Genomic DNA, 17252 nt, shown 5'->3' with positions numbered 1-17252 from the left:
TCAACCTCGATAGGATTCGAGAATCAAATCGCGCGTGACAACGATCCTGACCGGGAAGCCCGGCCGGATGGTCAGCGTCGGCGCGACATTGAGCTGGCGGCGGATGATCTGCTGGCCGGCGTCGTTGATGGTGTCCTGGCCACCATTGCGGATGGCGCTCAACAGACGGTCATCGTCATCGACGGCAAGTTCGGCCCCTACCGAGAGCAGCGTCGAAAGGCCGGCGGCCTTGGCCAAATCCCACCAATGATAATCGACACCATCCTCAAGCCCCGCATAGCCCTGGCTGTCCGCGCCCGGCTGCCGCTCAAGCACAATGGAGCGGCCATTCGGCAGAATGAGGCGGTTCCAGACGAGCAGCACGCGGCGCTGCCCGAACTGCACGTTGTTGTCATACTGGCCGATGATGCGCGTGCCCTGCGGGATCAGGAGCAGGCTGCCAGTCGGGCTGTCATAGATGTGCTGTGTCACCTGAGCGGTGATCTGCCCCGGAAGATCGGAGCGGATGCCGGTGATGAGCGCGGCCGGGATGACGGCTCCAGCCTGGAGCACGAAGGGCGATGCCGGCGGCATGACGCGATCCGACGCCGTGGTGCGCCGATCCACTGGCGCATTGAGAAAGGCGGCTTGCCGGTCCTGCGCGGTCTGCTGGCCGGGCTGCCCTGTCAGGCCCGCGAGGTCGAGGCCGGGCATGGTCGAGCCTCCCGGCGCTCCGGCCGGGCTCCCGGTGCGCGCCTCGGTCTGGAAAAACACGCGGCTGACACGCGCGGCTTCCTCTTCGGCCAAGCGGCGCCGCTCCGCCGCGTCCACCGTGGGCGTCGTCATCGTCGGCGGCGCGACGGGCTGGCCTCTGTTCTGCGCGCCCAAGATAGGACGGCCGAGGTCGCCCGGCAGCGGCGGCCCCAGGACCGGGCCGGTATAGTCGCGCGGCAGGCCCGCGAGCCCATCGGCGGTTTGCCGGTTGCTGGTCGAGTAGAGTTCTTCGCCGCCCGTGCCGCCGTCGCGGGTCTGGAGCGCATAGATCAGCGCGCCGCCGATGCCGACCAGGGCGACGGCTGCCACGCTGGCGAGCACCTTGCGCGAAAGCCGGGTGACGCGCGGCGGCTCCGCACGAAGCCGCATGGGCGCGGTGCTGGTTTCGGTATCGGTCATGACGATGGCCTCCCGTCCGTGCGGACAATCCTGACGGTCTGCTGGCGGTCGCCGCTGCCAAGGCGCAGCTCGGCCGCGCCGAACAGGCGATCCACGATCAGGATGTGTTGGTGGATGCGGCTGTTGACGATCTGTGCCTCGCCGTCCGCGCCGAGAACGAAGATGGGCGGCATTTCGCCCTGCACGATGCCGCGCGGAAACTCGACATAGACGCGCCTGCCGTCGTCATAGACGGCGACCGGCTTCCACGGCGGATTGTCGCCGGTCAGGCCATAGCGGTAATTGCGCGCGGTTGCGGCCGGGATGATCGGAGTGGCGGGCACGCTCTGGCGCTGGCCGGCTGGCGGCTGCGGATAGGCCCATGCGACGGCGGGCATATAGGGATTCTCGCCGGAACGCAGCTCGAGCATGTAGGTGCGCCGGTCGGTCGTCACGACGAGGTTGGTCGTGATGTCTGGCCGGCTCGGCTTGACGAGGATATGGACGCGACGCGTAGTGCCCGAACCGGATTCCGTGTCGCCGATGATCCAGCGGGCCGTATCGCCAGCCGCGATCGGCCCGGCGCCGGTCAGGCTCTCGCCCGGCTCCAGGGCGATGTCGGTGATCTGTCCCGGCGCGGCATAGACCTGATAGAGCGCGCCTTCGCTCCACGGATAAATCTGGATGGCGTTGTAATAGCCTTCACGGCGCGGCTGCACGCGCGCGGCCGCGTTGGCGTTCTCGACGCGCGCGGTCGGCGTGCCGGCAGCCGTGCCGCCGCGCGCGACCGTCCAGGCGGGCGGGACATGTAGCGGCCGCGGTCGGTCGTCGGTGACGGCCGCAGGCACGGCCGGCAACGGCGGCACGCTGGCGTCATAGCCGATCTGCGGCGGCTTGTAGGTCGCGCAACCGGCCAGCATGGTCACTGAGCCCAGGACGGCTGCAATGGCGGAGGTGTGGGGGATCGTCCTCATTGGCTCATCTCCCGCGACCAGTTGATGGCGTTGACGTAGATGCCGAGCGGATTGGCTCGGAGCCGGTCGGCATCGCGCGGCGTTTGGATCACGATGGTCAGGATCGCGGTCCATCGTTCGGTCGTGGAGAGCTGGCCGTTCTCGTAGCGGCGTTCGGTCCAAGCGACGCGAAAACTGTCCGGCGAGGCGCGGATGACGCTCGATACTTCGATGGCGATCTGCTCCCTGCCGACCTTGGTGAACGGGTCGTTGGCGCGGGCATAATCATTGAGCGCCGCCGCGCCGCGATCCGTCGTCCACTCGTAGGCGCGAAGCCAATTCTGCCGGACAATGATCGGATCGGCGGGAATGCTCCTGACCTGCTCGATGAAGCGGCCGAGATGCCATGCCACCTGTGGGTCGGTCGGGCGATAGTCGGCGGTGGCCGGCGCGACCGCCTGCGCCTGGCCGAGCCGATCGACCTGCACCACCCAGGGCACGATGGTTCCGCGCGCGGACTGCCAGACAAGCGCAGAGGCGAAGCCGGCCGAGAGGACCAGGGAACCGAACGCCATGGTGCGCCAGTTCCTCGCCTGCACACGGGCCGAGCCGATCCGCTCGTCCCAAACCTGCGCGGCGCGTTGGTATGGTGTTTCGGGTTGTGGGGTCTTGCCGTAATGCACGGCGGGTCGTTTGAAGATGCTCATGTGCGGTCACTTTCGGAGAGGTTGACGGAAGAACCGGAGCCGTGGCTGTCGCCGGAACGGACGGCGTGTGCGGCAGTCTGGACGGCATGGCCCACGTGCCCGCCTTGCTGCATTCGCTGCGCCCAGGCGGGTGGCGTGCCGGTGGGTTGAGAGGGTGCGGACGCGGCTTCGGCTGAGCCGCCAGCCGATCCCGTGGGGGATGTGCCGCCGGTCGCGCCGAACCCGGCCTTCACGCCATCGGAAAAGCTGGACTTGACGCTTTCGGTAGCCCGTGCGGCCGCGCGCTTGAGGGGCGAAATGGCGGCGGAGCCTGCCGCACGCGCCACGCCGCCCATGCCGGAAGCGACGCCAGCCGCGCCGGACTGACCGAGCGAGCCGAGACTGTAGGCGGCGGAGGCCGCGCCGGTTGCGGTGGCTCCACCGCGCACGGCAGCGGCTCCGCCCGACAGCGCGGCGGCCCCTCCCTTCACGGCAAGCCCGGCCGCACCGCCTGCGGCAAGCGCTACGCCGCCAACGGCGAGGCCCGTGCCTATCGCCGCGCCTGCGCCGAGCTGCGGGCCGCCGCTGACAAGCCCGGAAGCGATGCCGGGTCCGAATATGCCGAGGCCAACGAGCGACAGCGCCGCGAGCACGATGGCCATTGCGTCGTCGATACTCGGCGTCTGGCCGCCGAAACCTTGCGTGAATTGCTCGAACAGTGTCGAGCCGATGCCGACAATGACGGCGAGCACCAGAACCTTGATGCCGCTGGAAATCACGTTGCCAAGCACGCGCTCAGCCATGAAGGCGGTCTTCCCGAACAGGCCGAACGGGATCAAGACAAAGCCGGCGAGCGTGGACAGCTTGAACTCGATCAGCGTCACGAAGAGCTGCACGGCCAAAATGAAAAAGGCGAGGATGACGAGCGCCCAAGCGAACAGCAGACATGCGATCTGGATGAAGTTCTCGAAGAACGCGATCCAGCCCATGAGATCGGAAATGGAATCGAGCAGCGGCCGGGCGGCGTCCAATCCGGTCTGCGCCACCTTTCCCGGCCGCATCAAATCCTGCGCGGTGAAACCCGTGCCGGAGGCTTTCAGTCCCAAGCCGGCGAAGCTGTCGAAAACGATCTTCGCGAGGTTGTTCCAGTTGCCGATGAGATAGGCGAAGACACCGACGAACAGCGTCTTCTTCACCAACCTCGCTATGATGTCGTCATCCGCGCTCCAGCTCCAGAACAGGGCGGCAAGCGTCACGTCGATGACAATGAGCGTGGTGGCGATGAACGCCACCTCGCCGCCGAGAAGCCCGAACCCGCTGTCGATGTAGTGGGTGAAGGTGCCGAGAAAGTTGTCGATGACGCCCGCGCCGCCCATGCGTCACCGCCGTTCGCTGGAGGATGGCGATGCGGGCGCAGGCGTCCGGCCGAGAAAACGGTCACGGGTTTCGGCCCAGACACGCAGGCATTCGGCGTCGTTCGCGGCCTGCTGTCCAAGCTGCTGGCACCGCCGCTGCCCCTCGCGCAGCGGATCGCGTTCGGACTGGAGAAGCCGCGCCGGCGTCTCTGCCGGCGCGTCTTCCTTGCGGGTCATCTCGACAGCCGTCGCGGTGATGGCGACGGCGACGAATACGATAGCGCCCAGCCGGGCCAGCATCTTGCCGTCCATGGCCGCGCCCTCAATTGCCGTTGTTGAACATCTGCGCGTTGCCGGGCTGGTAGCCGCTTCCGGGCGTCAGGAAGCGGCGGCGCTGCTCGCGTCCCTGTTCGGCGGCGGCAGCGCGTTCGGCCTCGGTCAGCGCGCCGGCCCGGCCGTTGGCGGCGAGAAGCGCAACAAGGTCGGAAAGCTGCTGCGACTGGAGGGCGAGAAGCTGGTTGCCGGCCTGTGTCGCCTGGAGCGCGCCGGTCGCTGACTGGCTCTGGCCGACAAGCTCCGACATCTGCGTGCGGTTGGAGTCGATGTTGCCGACGACGCCGGCCTGGACACGCATCGCGTCCTGCAAGCCGCCTACGGTGTTCTGCCAGCGCGTGCGGGCATTGGCGACAAGTTGCTGGTCGGTCGCGGACAGCGAGACGTTGCCATATTGCTGCTGGAACGCCTGGTCGATCCGTTGCACGTCGAAGGCGATATTCTGCGCCTGGCTCAAAAGCTGCTGCGTGCGCTGAACGGATTGCTGGAGCTGCTGGAGCGACGAGAACGGCAGGCTCGCCAGATTGCGGGCCTGATTCATCAACATGGTCGCCTCGTTCTGGAGCGAGGTGATCTGATTGTTGATCTGCTCCAGGGATCGCGCCGCCGACAGGACGTTTTCGACGTAGTTCCTCGGATCGAACACGACCCATTGTGCCGACGCGGGCGTGATGAACATGGGCGACACCGCGACCGGCGCGGCGAGCACGGTCGCGACCAGGAGAACGGCACGCGGGCGGAAACGACGAATGGTCATGGTTGGGACTCCTTTTCGGTGTGGGGAATGAGCGTCGGGAAGTTCGGGAGAAGATCGACGGCCCAGCCGACATCGCGGGCTGCGAGCCAAGCGGCGAGGAAGCCGTCGCGGCCGTGATCGGCGACGATCTGCGCAATCAAGGTCTGGTCGGATTTGGCGGATGCAGCGCAGAGCGCTAGGCCGACTTCGGACAAGCCCAGCTCGAACAGGCGGTTTCCCCTGCGGCTCTGGCAGTAGTAATCCCGTTTCGGCGTCGCCCGCGCGAGGATTTCGATCTGCCGGTCATTGAGACCGAAGCGACGATAGATGGCCGTGATCTGCGGCTCGATGGCCCTCTCATTAGGGAGCAGAAGCCGCGTCGGGCAGCTTTCGATGATCGCGGGCGCGATGTTGCTGCCGTCGATGTCGGACAGGCTTTGCGTGGCGAAGATGACGCTGGCGTTTTTCTTGCGCAGCGTTTTCAGCCATTCGCGAAGCTGGCCGGCGAATCCCTCGTCGTCCAGCGCAAGCCAACCCTCGTCGATGATGAGCAACGTCGGTGAGCCGTCCAACCTGTCGCCGATGCGGTGAAACAGGTAGGCGAGCACGGCCGGCGCTGCGCCCGTGCCGACAAGGCCCTCGATCTCGAACGCCTGCACGTCCGAACTGCCAAGGTGCTCGGTCTCCGCGTCGAGCAGCCGGCCATAGGGACCGCCGACGCAATAGGGCCGGAGCGCCTGTTTCAGGTCGTTGGATTGCAGCAGCACCGCGAGGCCAGTGATGGTGCGTTCCTCGACCGGCGCGGAGGCGAGCGAGGTCAACGCGGTCCAAAGGTGCTCCTTCACCTCGGGCGTGATCGCGATGCCTTCGCGCATGAGGATGGCGACGATCCAGTCGGCGGCCCAGGCGCGTTCATAGGTGTCGTGGATGCGGGCAAGCGGCTGGAGCGACACCGAAGCGTCCGAACCTTCGGTCAGTCCGCCGCCAAGGTCGTGCCAGTCGCCCCCCATGGCGAGCGACGCGGCGCGGATGCTGCCGCCGAAGTCGAAGGCGAAGACCTGGCTACCCTCGTAGCGCCGGAACTGGAGCGCCATCAAAGCCAGGAGGACCGACTTACCCGCGCCGGTCGGGCCGACGACAAGGGTGTGCCCCACGTCGCCGACATGCAAAGAAAACCGGAACGGGGTGGAGCCTTCGGTCTTGGCGTAGAGCAAAGGGAGCGCACCGAAATGCTCGTCCCGTTCCGGCCCCGCCCACACCGCTGAAAGCGGGATCATGTGGGCGAGATTCAAAGTGCTGATGGGCGGCTGCCGGACGTTCGCGTAGGCGTGTCCGGGCAGGCTGCCGAGCCATGCGTCAACTGCGTTGACCGTCTCGACCATGGCCGTGAAATCGCGGCCCTGGATGACCTTTTCGGCCATCCGCAATTTTTCGTCCGCGAGGCGCGGGTCGGCATCCCATACGGTGATGGTGGCCGTGACATGGGCCATGCCGGCGACATCGGCCCCAAGCTCCTGCAGGGCCATATCGGCGTCGGCTGCCTTGTTGTCCGCGTCCGTGTCCACGAGAACGGACGCCTCGTTCGTCATCACCTCTTTCAAAATTGCCGCGATGCTTTTCCGCTTCGCGAACCATTGGCGGCGAATGCGGGTGAGCAGCTTGGTGGCGTCGGTCTTGTCGAGCAGGATCGCGCGCGTGCTCCAGCGATACGGAAAGGCCAGCCGGTTCAAATCGTCGAGCAGGCCGGGCGTCGTCGCGGTCGGAAAGCCGATGATGGTCAGGACGCGGAGGTGCTGGTCGCCAAGGCGCGGTTCAAGCCCGCCTGTCAGCGGCTGGTCGGCGAGCAGCGCGTCGAGATAGATCGGTGTCTCGGGAACGCGGACGCGATGCCGGTTGGTCGAGATGGTGGAATGGAGATAGGTCAGCGTCTCGCTGTCATCGAGCCAGCGGCATTCCGGCATGAAACCGTCGAGCAACGCCAGCACGCGGTCGGTGCGGTCGATGAAGGCGCGCAGCACTTCATGCGGATCGACGCCGGATTGCTCGCGGCCCTCGTAAAGCCATGTCTCGGCGCGCGCGGCGTCCTCGGCCGGCGGCAGATAGAGAAAGGTCAGATAGTAGCCCGACACGAAATGCGTGCCGGCTTCCTCGAAAGCCGCCTTGCGCTCGGCGTCGAGCACGGCCGACGCCGGATCAGGAAAGACGCTGTCGGGATAGGTCGCGGCTTCGCTGCGCTGCGCCTCGACGAAGATGCTCCAGCCCGATCCGAGGCGGCGGAAGGCGTTGTTGATACGGCCGGCGACGGCGACCAGTTCAGCCGCGACGGCGGAATCCAGATCGGGGCCACGAAAGCGTGCGCTGCGCTGAAAGCTGCCGTCCTTATTGAGAACGATGCCTTCGGCGACGAGCGCCACCCAGGGCAGATAATCGGCAAGGCGGGAAGCCGAGCGGCGATATTCGGCGAGGTTCATCATGGCCGTGCCCTCACACCGCCAGATGACCGGGGATGCGAAGGTGCCGCCGCCCGACCTCGACAAAGAGCGGGTCGCGCTTCGCCGCCCATACGGCCGCGAAATGGCCGATGGCCCAGATGGCGAGGCCGACCAGCCAGAGGCGCAGGCCGAGGCCCACGGCCCCGGCCAGCGTCCCGTTCATGATGGCGATGGAGCGCGGAGCGCCGCCGAGCAAGATATGCTCGGTCAGCGCCCGGTGAACCGGGACAGTGAATCCCGGCACCGCATCGAGTTGTTCGAGGACGGCCGCCATCAAACGAGCGCCCCGCCGCCGAACGAGAAGAACGACAGGAAGAAGCTCGACGCGGCGAACGCAATCGACAGGCCGAAAACGATCTGGATCAGGCGGCGGAAGCCGCCCGACGTATCGCCGAAGGCCAGCGCAAGGCCGGTGGCGATAATGACGATCACGGCGATGATCTTGGCGACCGGCCCCTCGATGGATTCGAGGATGGATTGCAGCGGTGCTTCCCATGGCATCGACGAGCCCGAAGCGTGAGCCGCCGGGGCGAGCATCATGCTGATGGAAACGGTTGCGGCTGCGATCGCCATAGTGCGGCAGCCGCGCGAAAGCGTGCGGATCATGTTGGTTCTCCTGTGCTGGTGGGGGTTGCGAGGGTGATGCGGTAGTCGCCGTCCGGGCCGAGCCCTTCGACGCGGGCGAGTTCGGCCAGCCGGCGCGCGGAACCGCGCCCGGAAAGGACGGCAACAAGGTCGATGGTCTCCGCGATCAGGGCGCGCGGGACGGTGACGACAGCCTCTTGGATGAGCTGTTCAAGGCGGCGGAGCGCGCCGATGCCGGAGCCGGCATGGATGGTGCCGAGCCCGCCCGGATGGCCGGTGCCCCACGCTTTCAGAAGGTCCAGAGCCTCCGCGCCGCGAACCTCGCCGATGGGAATGCGGTCGGGACGTAAGCGCAGCGAGGACCGAACAAGATCGGAGAGCGTGGCGACGCCGTCCTTCGTCCGCATGGAGACGAGGTTTTTCGCGCGGCATTGCAGCTCGCGCGTGTCCTCGATGATGACGACGCGATCCGCGCCCTTCGCCACCTCGGCGAGCAGCGCGTTGGTCAGCGTGGTCTTGCCGGTGCTGGTGCCGCCCGCCACGAGGATGTTGGCTCGGGATGCGACGGCGGCGCGCAGCGTTTCCGCCTGTTCGGCGGTCATGATGCCGGCCGCCACATAGTCGTCGAGCGTGAACACCGCGACGGCGGGCTTGCGGATGGCGAAGGTCGGGGCGGCGACCACGGGCGGCAACAGCCCCTCGAACCGCTCGCCGCCCTCGGGCAACTCGGCCGAGACACGCGGCGCGCGGGCATGAACCTCCGCGCCGACATGGTGGGCGACCAGGCGCACGATGCGTTCGCCATCGGCGGGCGACATCATCTCGCCCGTGTCGGCCAGCCCTTCGGACAGCCGGTCCACCCAAATCCGGCCATCGGGATTCAGCATGACCTCGACCACGGCCGGGTCTTCGAGATACCGCGCGATGGCCGCGCCGAGCGCGGTGCGCAACATGCGTGCGCCGCGCTGGATCGCTTCCGGTTTGTGGTGAGTGGCAGTCATCTCGGCCCCGTTTCCTGACGGGGCTCGACAAATGGTCCCCGCAACGGGGTCGATTAAAAGAGCCTGAAATCGGGCCTATTCAACAACTATCGAAGAGGATACGGTGATCGGCGGCCATCGGCGGCGAATAGGATGGGTTGAATATTCACGGATGTTCGCCATCCGTCTCACGCTGATCTTGTGATGGATTATCTTGAAGCGAATCGACATCGCGCGACAACTCTTTCAGGAACCTGTCGCCGGTCGCCAGACGCCGGCCGAGCGACTGCATGAAGCCCTCGAAGCGTTCGGCACCCTTGGCACGGGCAGAGGCTTGCGCGCTCTCCGGCAGCGGCGGCGTGGAGGCAAGCCAGATGCGGACGAACAGCGAGACGGTCTCGCCGAGCACGGCGAGATCTTCGTCGAGCGTGTCGATCTGGCGGCCGAGCTTGTCGAGGCGGCGCGACATGGCCGCTTCCAGCCGATCCGCGCTGTCGCCCGACAGGAAGGATGCGACGGCCGCCTCGACGATGGCGGACTTCGACACTTGCCGGCGCAGCGCCAGCGCCTCGACCTGCGCGAGCAAGTCCGGATCGAAATAGACGTTCATGCGGGTTCGGCTGGTCATCGGCGCGTCCTTCAAAGCTCGATGCCGTCGCCGGGGTCCAGCGACGCTTGCCGCGCCACCGTCTGCATACGCGAACGCATGGCGCGAGCCTTGGCCGCGTCAACGTCCGGCTCGTCATCCAGCAAATCGAACTCCTGTTCCGGCGGACGCTGTGGCGCGACGATTTCCTCTTGTTCGGGCAATTCCGGCTCGCGGCGGATGCCGGCATTGTCCGGGTCGCCCTGGGTCCCGCTGGTCGCGGTCGTCGTGGGCGCGGCCTTTACTGCCGTCACCACGCGGCTCGACCAATCGTCGGACGATGGGTTGGCAGCGGCGCGTTTGGTCGCCGGATCGGGCGGGATCAGGATGCGCTCCTGAAACCGCGCGTCCTCGAAGTAGCGAGCCTTCGCAGCCCGGATCGGCGGCGTTCCGGCGACCATGACTATTTCCTCGGTTGGCGGAAGCTGCATGATCTCTCCGGGCGTCATGAGCGGCCGGGCAGTCTCCTGTCGCGAGACCATGAGATGCCCGAGCCACGGCGCGAGACGATGGCCGGCATAGTTGGTGGAATCGCGCATCTCGGTTGCGGTGCCGAGCGCATCGCTGATCCGTTTCGCCGTCCTTTCGTCGTTCGTGGCGAACGCCACGCGAACGTGGCAGTTGTCGAGGATCGCGTTGTTCGGCCCATAAGCGCGTTCGATCTGGTTGAGCGACTGCGCGATCAAGAAGGATTTGAGGCCGTAACCGGCCATGAAGGCGAGCGCCGATTCAAAGAAATCCAGCCGCCCCAACGCAGGAAACTCGTCCAGCATCAACAGCAGGCGATGGCGCTTGCCGGACGTATGCAATTCCTCGGTCAACCGCCTGCCGATCTGGTTGAGGATCAGTCGAATGAGCGGCTTGGTGCGGTTGATGTCGGATGGCGGCACGACAAGGTAAAGGCTGACCGGCTTCTTGCTCCCGACAAGATCGGCAATGCGCCAGTCGCAACGCGCCGTCACGCGCGCCACGACAGGATCGCGATACAATCCCAGGAAGGACATCGCCGTGGACAACACGCCGCTGCGCTCGTTCTCGGACTTGTTCAACAGCTCTCGGGCCGATGATGCGATGACAGGATGAACACCCGCTTCGCCCAGATGCGGCGTGTCCATCATCGCCCGCAAGGTCGCCTCCACCGGGCGACGGGGATCGGACAGGAAGTTGGCGACGCCCGCCAGCGTCTTGTCGGGTTCGGCATAGAGGACATGCAGGATCGCGCCGACCAGAAGCGAATGAGATGTCTTTTCCCAATGATTGCGCTTGTCGAGCGAACCTTCGGGATCAACCAAGATGTCCGCGATGTTCTGCACGTCGCGGACTTCCCACTCGCCCTGCCGCACCTCCAGCAGCGGATTGTAGGCGGAGGATTTGACGTTGGTCGGGTCGAACAAGAGGACGCGGCCGTGCTTTGCCCGGAAGCCGGCTGTCAGCGTCCAGTTCTCACCCTTGATGTCGTGGACGATGCAGCTTCCCGGCCAGGTCAAGAGTGTGGGGACGACGAGGCCGACGCCCTTGCCGCTGCGGGTCGGCGCGAAACATAGGACGTGTTCCGGCCCGTCGTGGCGGAGGTAGTCCCGGTCGTAGCGGCCGAGCACGACGCCATCGGGGCCGAGCAGTCCGGCGGTGCGGATTTCCTTGTCCTCCGCCCATCGCGCCGAACCATAGGTCGCGACGTTCCGGGCTTCCCGCGCCCGAATGATCGACATGAGGATGGCTGCGGCTATGGCCATGAGGCCGCCCGACGCCGCGATGCCGCCGCCCTCGATGAAGATCGAAGGCGCGTAGGCGTCGAACGCATACCACCACCAGAACAGTGCGGGCGGATAGTAGATCGGCCAGCCGGTCAGCTCGAACCATGGATTGCCAAGTTGCGCCTGAAAGCCGAGCCGCCACGCCGTCCACTGCGTCGCCGCCCAGGTCGTCACCAAAACGATGGTGAAGACGACGGCGATCTGACCCCATAGGATTCGGCCTCCGCGCATACGGGCTCCAGTCGGAAAAGAGACGGAGCCGATCAGAGAGTAGGCAATTATTGGACAGGCAATAGGAAAGAGGATGCCGGAGGGCTGCCGGATACTATCGGCGGCGAATAGGACGGGTTACGGCAAACCGGCCGGCTGTGCGGGTGCCTTTGCTGGAAGGCGGAACCGAATCGCGGGAAGACTCAATCCGCCCGGCTTGACCGGCCTATCTCGGCGGCAAGGGAGAGCAGATTTCGCAGCGCGGCACTGCGATTGAACGGCGACCACACGGCCGAGAAAGGAACTGGCTCGGGCTCGTCCGCGACGGGCACGAAGGCGACACCGGAGGGTGTCAGAATAGTTGAGGCCGCGCCAACGACGGTGATCCCGAAGCCCTGGCCAATCATCGACAGCAACGTGCTACGCCCGACATCGAAGCGGAGGATCGACGGCGCAGGCCAGTGGCCGGCAAGGCGTAGGACGATGTGGTCGTGAACCTGCGGCCCGGTCCCGCCATGGCGGACAAGGAAGGTCTCGCCTGCAAGCTCGGCCCAGGTGACGGCGGATTGCTCGGCCAGCGGATGCCGGTCGGGCAGGATGGCGACGAGCGGTTCGCTCCATATCTGACGGGAGTGGCAATCGGGAAGCTCGGGCGTGCCGGCCACGAATACGATGTCCAGCCGGTCGGCGCGAAGCTGCATGACCGCATCGCGGGCCGTGCCCTCCATGATCTCGATCTCAATGGAGGGATGGTCTTCCCTGTATCGTTGAAGCAGTTCCGCGAGGAAGCTGCCGGGGATGATTGTGTGAACGCCGATGCGAAGACGACCGCACTCTCCCGACGCTGCCATGCCAGCCGTCTTCACGGCATGGTCGAGTTGATCGACGCCTGCCGCTGCCCGCTCGACGAAGAGACGCCCCGCCTCCGTCAACCGGACGCCTCGCGCATGGCGCTCGAACAACAGAACACCAAGGTCTTCCTCGAGCGTCTTCACACGGGCGCTGACGCTTGACAGGCTGACGCCGAGCGCGTTCGCGGCATGGCGGAAGTTCAGATATTCGGCGACCGCGAGTGTCTGAATGAGCGACGCGAGGGGAATGCGCGACCCTAGCCGGGTCTGCGTTCCCCACTGACGATCAACCGTAGGAGCTGAGCGCCGCCGCATCGTCCATACCTAGACGACAAAATCGAAGCGGCCTGCGCGCGCTTCTTCGTTGAATTGAATCAGAAGTTCGGGGCGAAAGAGGAAGTCGCTCCGATTTCGCGGCTCGTCAGGAAAGTAAACCTGCGTGGTCAGCAGATGGCCGGAGGCTGGTCGGATTCGGACATGGATATGACGTGTCCGGCCCGGATAAAGCCCTGGCCAAATCGTCTGGAGCATATAGCGCCCTTCCGCATCGGTGAATTGATGGCCGCGTAGGCGGAAACCATGATTGTCATAGTTGCCGCGCTGGTCGGCTTGCCAGAACTCGATCATGCAGCCGGACATAGGCTTGCAGGCGCTATCGGATATGGTTCCTCCGAGCAGGAATGGCCGCCCTTCCGACGCGTCGGCTGTGAAGTCGTCTTTCAACGGTGAGGATGGCTTGTAGTATGGACCTGCGGATTGCTCCGGTGTCATGTCGTCATCGTCGCATTCGGGCGTAGGTGCCGGCCTCCGCAACGCATTGGCCGCGTGCTCGTCGGCACTCGCCAACACTGGCGCAAACAGGCTTGCGATCAACACCGTCCTTCGGGATAGCGCTATTCGGGCCATGCGATTTCTCCCTGGTTCGGTTACTGCGCGACAAAGGCCGCGATGATAGGGCGAGCGGGCGGTTAGGGTTCCGTCCTTGCCGTTGATTGATTGGGCTTGAATGCTTCGCCGCCCGCCTCGCTTGTTTTCGCTTCTGCTCGGCCAAGGAGTGCGAAGATGACAAGCGCGGAGATAACGGTGATGGCGATGAGCACGATGCTCAAATGCTGAAAGGCGACGGCATAGCTCTCGTGGATTTCCGATTCCGTCAGGTTCGGGAGGACCGTTGATGCCCCACGGACATCGCCCATCGCGAGCCTTTGGGCAGCTTTCGCAACTTCCTCGCCGTGCTGTGGGATCACGGCGGCTAGCCGGGCTTTCGCAAGGCCGGCGAGGATGGCGTTGACTATTGCCAATGCGACGCCTTCTCCCGCCACCCGTGTCGTGCTGAAAATTCCGGTCGCCATGCCGGCGCGTTCCTTGGGAACCACGCTGACGGAAAGCCCGTCCATAAGTCCCCACGGCAGGCCGGTTCCAACGCCGATGAGGAGCATCGGGAGGACAACGGCCATGCCACTGGATGCGGGATCGACGCGGCCGAGCCAAAACAGCCCGATTGCGGCCAGCATGAGGCCGGTGCCGGAAAGAACGCCCGCAGAGAACCAGCGGACGAGGTAGGATGCCACGAGCGGCACGACCAGCATCGGTGCGGACAGGGCGATGAGCAGCAGGCCCGCATCAACCTCGTTGAGTCCGCCGACGCCGATGAAGCGCAAAGGCAGCAGGACCAGAAGGACGACATAGCAGTAGCATGTGGCGATAGGCAGAACCTGCACGCCGACAAAGCGGGGATAGCGAAAGAGAGACAAGTCCAGCATCGGCCGCGCCGATCTCGTTTCGACGAGGACGAAGGCAGCGAGCATTGCGGCTGCACCGAGCAGCGCCAGAACGACAATCGGGTGGCTCCAGCCGATCTCGGGCGCTTCGATGACGCCATAGGTGAACAGCGTCAGCGTTCCCGTGAAGGTCAATGCGCCGGAACGGTCGAGACCGATTGCATCGGGGTCTCGGCTCTCCCGCATCCTCTTGGCTGTCAGAAGCAGCGAGAGCGCACCGATAATCGTTCCCGACAGGAATATTGCCCGCCAGCCGAAAAGCTCGATCAGGAAGCCGGCCAGAAGAGGTCCGAAGGCCAGCCCTACGCCGAAGGTCGTGCCGAGAAGACTGAACGCTCTCGTCCGCGCGTCTCCCTCAAATTCTTGCGCGAGCGCGGCCGTTCCGCCTGCGAGCGCGGCAGCCGCCGCAAAACCTTGTCCTGCGCGAAGAATGTCGAGGACAAGGATGGAGGGGGCAAGGCTCAACGCAAGGGAGAGAACCGCGAACGCGACTATACCCGTCATGAAAAGGCGCTTGCGGCCGAACTGGTCGGCCAACGCCCCTGCCGCCATGAGCGAGCTGCCGAACGTGAGCATGAATGCGTTGGTGATCCAATTCAGCGCAGTCGGGCTTCCGCCGAGATCGGCCCCAATCGCCGGTGTTGCGACCGCGCCGCCGGAAAAGCTGAGAGGGAGAACAAGCGCAGCGAGGCAGACCGCCATCAGGATCGGCATCTTGCCGGTGGGGGTTTCAGCTATCGCAGCGGCCATGCGCGGTTCTCCATCGCTGTCTGGAAAGAGCGACGCAGACACTCATCCAGCCGCCAAGCTGGATTTATCGCGGAATACAACCGCGATAAACGGCCTGTGGCTCCATTGATTGCGGAGAAAAACTCCCTAATATATTGATATGGAGAGTTTGAGCGGCATCGTGGCATTCGTGCAGGCAGCGGAGCATCTGAGCTTCGTAGCCGCCGGCCGCGCGCTCGGCATATCCGCCTCCGCTGTCGGCAAGAACATCGCCAAGCTGGAAGAGAGTGTTGGAGCTAGGCTCTTTCACCGCACGACCAGGCGCATTTCGCTGACGGAGGAAGGTGCTGCGTTCTACGAGCGCTGTCGTCGCATCCTCGACGACCTGCGCGATGCCGAAGCCATGCTATCGAATGCGACGCGCGCTCCACGCGGTCGGCTGCGCGTAAGCGTGCCGACAATCGGCTACCGTTTTCTGCTGCCGGTGATCCCGGAGTTCCGCCAGCGCTATCCCGACATAGAGCTGGACATCGACTTCAATGATCGCCTCGTCGATGTGGTCGAAGAAGGGTTGGATGCGGTGATCCGCAGCGGGGCACTGACCGACTCAAGCCTGATGTCGCGCCGTCTCGGGCCGTTCTGCTTCGTCCTGTGCGCGTCTCCATCCTATCTGGAGCGGAACGGCATTCCGCAATCGCCCAGCGATCTGGAAAGGCACGATTGTCTTCGATTCCGCTTCCCGACTTCGGGCAAGCTCCAGGCGTGGCAACTCACGAATGCGGATGGGGTCGATCCCTTCCGTCGTCCATCGCCTCTGACCTGCAACAACATGGAGGCTTTGCGTGGGGCGGCGATTTCCGGTTTGGGAATCGCCTACATGCCGGATTTCCTGGCGAGGGATGCCGTGGACGCCGGCCTGCTCCATACGGTTCTCGACGCCCATCTTGCTGATCCGGGGCAGTTCAGCATCCTGTGGCCGTCCAACCGTCTCGTGTCGCCTCGCTTGCGCGTGTTTATCGACCACATGACCGGAGCGCTTTTTCCCCATGCGTGACGGCTTGGCGGCGCCTTGCGTCGTTGCCGCTATGGGGCCGGCCGAGACGAATGGCGGGGTCTTAATCAGCCTAGATCGACCGGCCCATTTTGTTTGCGAGGGCGAGCAGATTTCGCAGCGTGGCGCTGCGATTGGACGGCGACCATACCGCCGAGAAAGGAACCGGCTCCGGTTCGTCCGCGATGGGAAGGAAGACCACACCGGAGGTCGTCAAGAACGATGTGGCAGCCCCAACGATGGTGATGCCGAAGCCTTGCCCGACCATGGACAGCAGCGTGCCGCGCTCAACGTCGAAGCGGTGAATAGAGGAAGCAGGCCAGCGTCCAGCAAGGCGTAGGACAATATGGTCGTGAACCTGCGGCCCGGTGCCACCATAGCGGACAAGGAACGTCTCCCCTGCAAGATCGGCCCAAGTGACGGCGGAGCGGTCGGCAAGCTGATGCCGATCCGGCAGAACGGCGACGAGCGGTTCGCTCCATATCCGCCGGGAATGACAGTCGGGTAGCTCGGGCGTCCCGGCCACGAATACGATGTCCAGCCGGCCGGTGCGAAGCTGCATCACCGCATCGCGCGCTCTGCTCTCCGTGATTTCGACTTCGATGCCGGAATAGTCTTCCCGGTATCGCTCGATCAGTTCGGCAACAAAGCTATGAGGGATGAGGGCATGGACGCCGATGCGAAGGCGGCCGCATTCTCCCGATGCGGCCATACCGGCCATCTTCACGGCATGGTCGAGCTGATCGACGCCGGCCGCCACCCGTTTAACGAAGAGACGCCCGGCCTCCGTCAGACGGACGCCCCTGGCATGGCGCTCGAACAGGAGGACGCCAAGGTCTTCCTCCAGCGTCTTCACTCGGGCGCTGACGCTCGACAGGCTGACGCCGAGCGCGGTCGCGGCGTGACGGAAGTTCAGATATTCCGCGACGGCGAGCGTCTGGATCAACGAGGCCATCGGGATGCGCTTACCAAGCAAAGC

Annotated in this window: 17 protein-coding genes; 1 reads left to right on the top strand and 16 read right to left on the bottom strand. The window is 65.1% G+C overall.

What is annotated here, in order from left to right:
- From ACFFP0_RS22615 to ACFFP0_RS22545, 15 genes are all read right to left on the bottom strand, one after another.
- Complete coding sequence (locus ACFFP0_RS22615) at window positions 1–1152, bottom strand: TraB/TrbI/VirB10 family type IV secretion system protein (protein ID WP_377264470.1); 1152 nt, start codon at window positions 1150–1152, stop codon at window positions 1–3.
- Window positions 1149–2105 carry a P-type conjugative transfer protein TrbG gene (gene trbG / locus ACFFP0_RS22610; protein ID WP_377264469.1) on the bottom strand — a complete coding sequence of 319 codons (957 nt, stop codon included), beginning with the start codon at window positions 2103–2105 and terminating at the stop codon, window positions 1149–1151. Before trbG ends, ACFFP0_RS22615 begins: the two co-directional genes overlap by 4 nt.
- A complete protein-coding gene (gene trbF, locus ACFFP0_RS22605; protein ID WP_377264468.1) occupies window positions 2102–2791 on the bottom strand; it encodes a conjugal transfer protein TrbF in 690 nt (229 codons plus the stop codon). The genes trbG and trbF overlap by 4 nt, the downstream gene beginning before the upstream one ends.
- Complete coding sequence (gene trbL, locus ACFFP0_RS22600; RefSeq protein ID WP_377264467.1) at window positions 2788–4146, bottom strand: P-type conjugative transfer protein TrbL; 1359 nt, start codon at window positions 4144–4146, stop codon at window positions 2788–2790. Before trbL ends, trbF begins: the two co-directional genes overlap by 4 nt.
- Window positions 4147–4149: 3 nt before the next feature.
- Complete coding sequence (trbK-alt, locus tag ACFFP0_RS22595; RefSeq protein ID WP_377264466.1) at window positions 4150–4437, bottom strand: putative entry exclusion protein TrbK-alt; 288 nt, start codon at window positions 4435–4437, stop codon at window positions 4150–4152.
- Between the two features lie 10 nt (window positions 4438–4447).
- A complete protein-coding gene (gene trbJ / locus ACFFP0_RS22590; RefSeq protein WP_377264465.1) occupies window positions 4448–5215 on the bottom strand; it encodes a P-type conjugative transfer protein TrbJ in 768 nt (255 codons plus the stop codon).
- On the bottom strand, window positions 5212–7668 hold the full coding sequence (gene trbE / locus ACFFP0_RS22585) for a conjugal transfer protein TrbE (RefSeq protein ID WP_377264464.1): 2457 nt from the start codon (window positions 7666–7668) through the stop codon (window positions 5212–5214). Before trbE ends, trbJ begins: the two co-directional genes overlap by 4 nt.
- A gap of 10 nt (window positions 7669–7678) precedes the next feature.
- Window positions 7679–7960, bottom strand: a complete 282-nt coding sequence (locus ACFFP0_RS22580) for a VirB3 family type IV secretion system protein (protein WP_264812132.1) — start codon at window positions 7958–7960, stop codon at window positions 7679–7681.
- A complete protein-coding gene (locus ACFFP0_RS22575) occupies window positions 7960–8292 on the bottom strand; it encodes a TrbC/VirB2 family type IV secretion system protein (RefSeq protein WP_377264463.1) in 333 nt (110 codons plus the stop codon). Before ACFFP0_RS22575 ends, ACFFP0_RS22580 begins: the two co-directional genes overlap by 1 nt.
- On the bottom strand, window positions 8289–9272 hold the full coding sequence (gene trbB / locus ACFFP0_RS22570; protein WP_377264462.1) for a P-type conjugative transfer ATPase TrbB: 984 nt from the start codon (window positions 9270–9272) through the stop codon (window positions 8289–8291). Before trbB ends, ACFFP0_RS22575 begins: the two co-directional genes overlap by 4 nt.
- A 145-nt stretch (window positions 9273–9417) precedes the next feature.
- Complete coding sequence (locus ACFFP0_RS22565; RefSeq protein ID WP_377264461.1) at window positions 9418–9879, bottom strand: ribbon-helix-helix domain-containing protein; 462 nt, start codon at window positions 9877–9879, stop codon at window positions 9418–9420.
- 11 nt (window positions 9880–9890) lie between these two features.
- Window positions 9891–11882, bottom strand: a complete 1992-nt coding sequence (locus tag ACFFP0_RS22560) for a conjugal transfer protein TraG (protein WP_377264460.1) — start codon at window positions 11880–11882, stop codon at window positions 9891–9893.
- Between the two features lie 182 nt (window positions 11883–12064).
- The gene (locus tag ACFFP0_RS22555) at window positions 12065–13027 is read right to left on the bottom strand and encodes a LysR family transcriptional regulator (protein ID WP_377264459.1); all 963 of its coding nucleotides are present in this window, start codon (window positions 13025–13027) and stop codon (window positions 12065–12067) included.
- Window positions 13028–13036: 9 nt separating this feature from the next.
- Entirely contained in the window at window positions 13037–13618 is a 582-nt protein-coding gene (locus tag ACFFP0_RS22550) for a dioxygenase family protein (RefSeq protein WP_377264458.1), read from the bottom strand.
- Window positions 13619–13680: 62 nt separating this feature from the next.
- A complete protein-coding gene (locus tag ACFFP0_RS22545; RefSeq protein WP_377264457.1) occupies window positions 13681–15243 on the bottom strand; it encodes an MFS transporter in 1563 nt (520 codons plus the stop codon).
- A gap of 139 nt (window positions 15244–15382) precedes the next feature.
- Here ACFFP0_RS22545 and ACFFP0_RS22540 point away from each other — a divergent pair, with 139 nt between their 5' ends.
- A complete protein-coding gene (locus tag ACFFP0_RS22540; RefSeq protein ID WP_377264456.1) occupies window positions 15383–16276 on the top strand; it encodes a LysR family transcriptional regulator in 894 nt (297 codons plus the stop codon).
- Window positions 16277–16346: 70 nt separating this feature from the next.
- Here the strand turns inward: ACFFP0_RS22540 and ACFFP0_RS22535 are convergent, their stop codons facing one another.
- Window positions 16347–17228 (bottom strand): LysR family transcriptional regulator, encoded by an 882-nt coding sequence (locus ACFFP0_RS22535; protein WP_377264455.1) that lies wholly within the window; start codon window positions 17226–17228, stop codon window positions 16347–16349.
- Between the last annotated feature and the right edge of the window lie 24 nt (window positions 17229–17252).

It is taken from the genome of Neorhizobium puerariae, assembly GCF_042429745.1.
Classification (GTDB): domain Bacteria; phylum Pseudomonadota; class Alphaproteobacteria; order Rhizobiales; family Rhizobiaceae; genus Neorhizobium; species Neorhizobium puerariae.
Note: the sequence above shows the minus strand (reverse complement) of the source record. Positions and strands in the feature narration are given on the sequence as shown.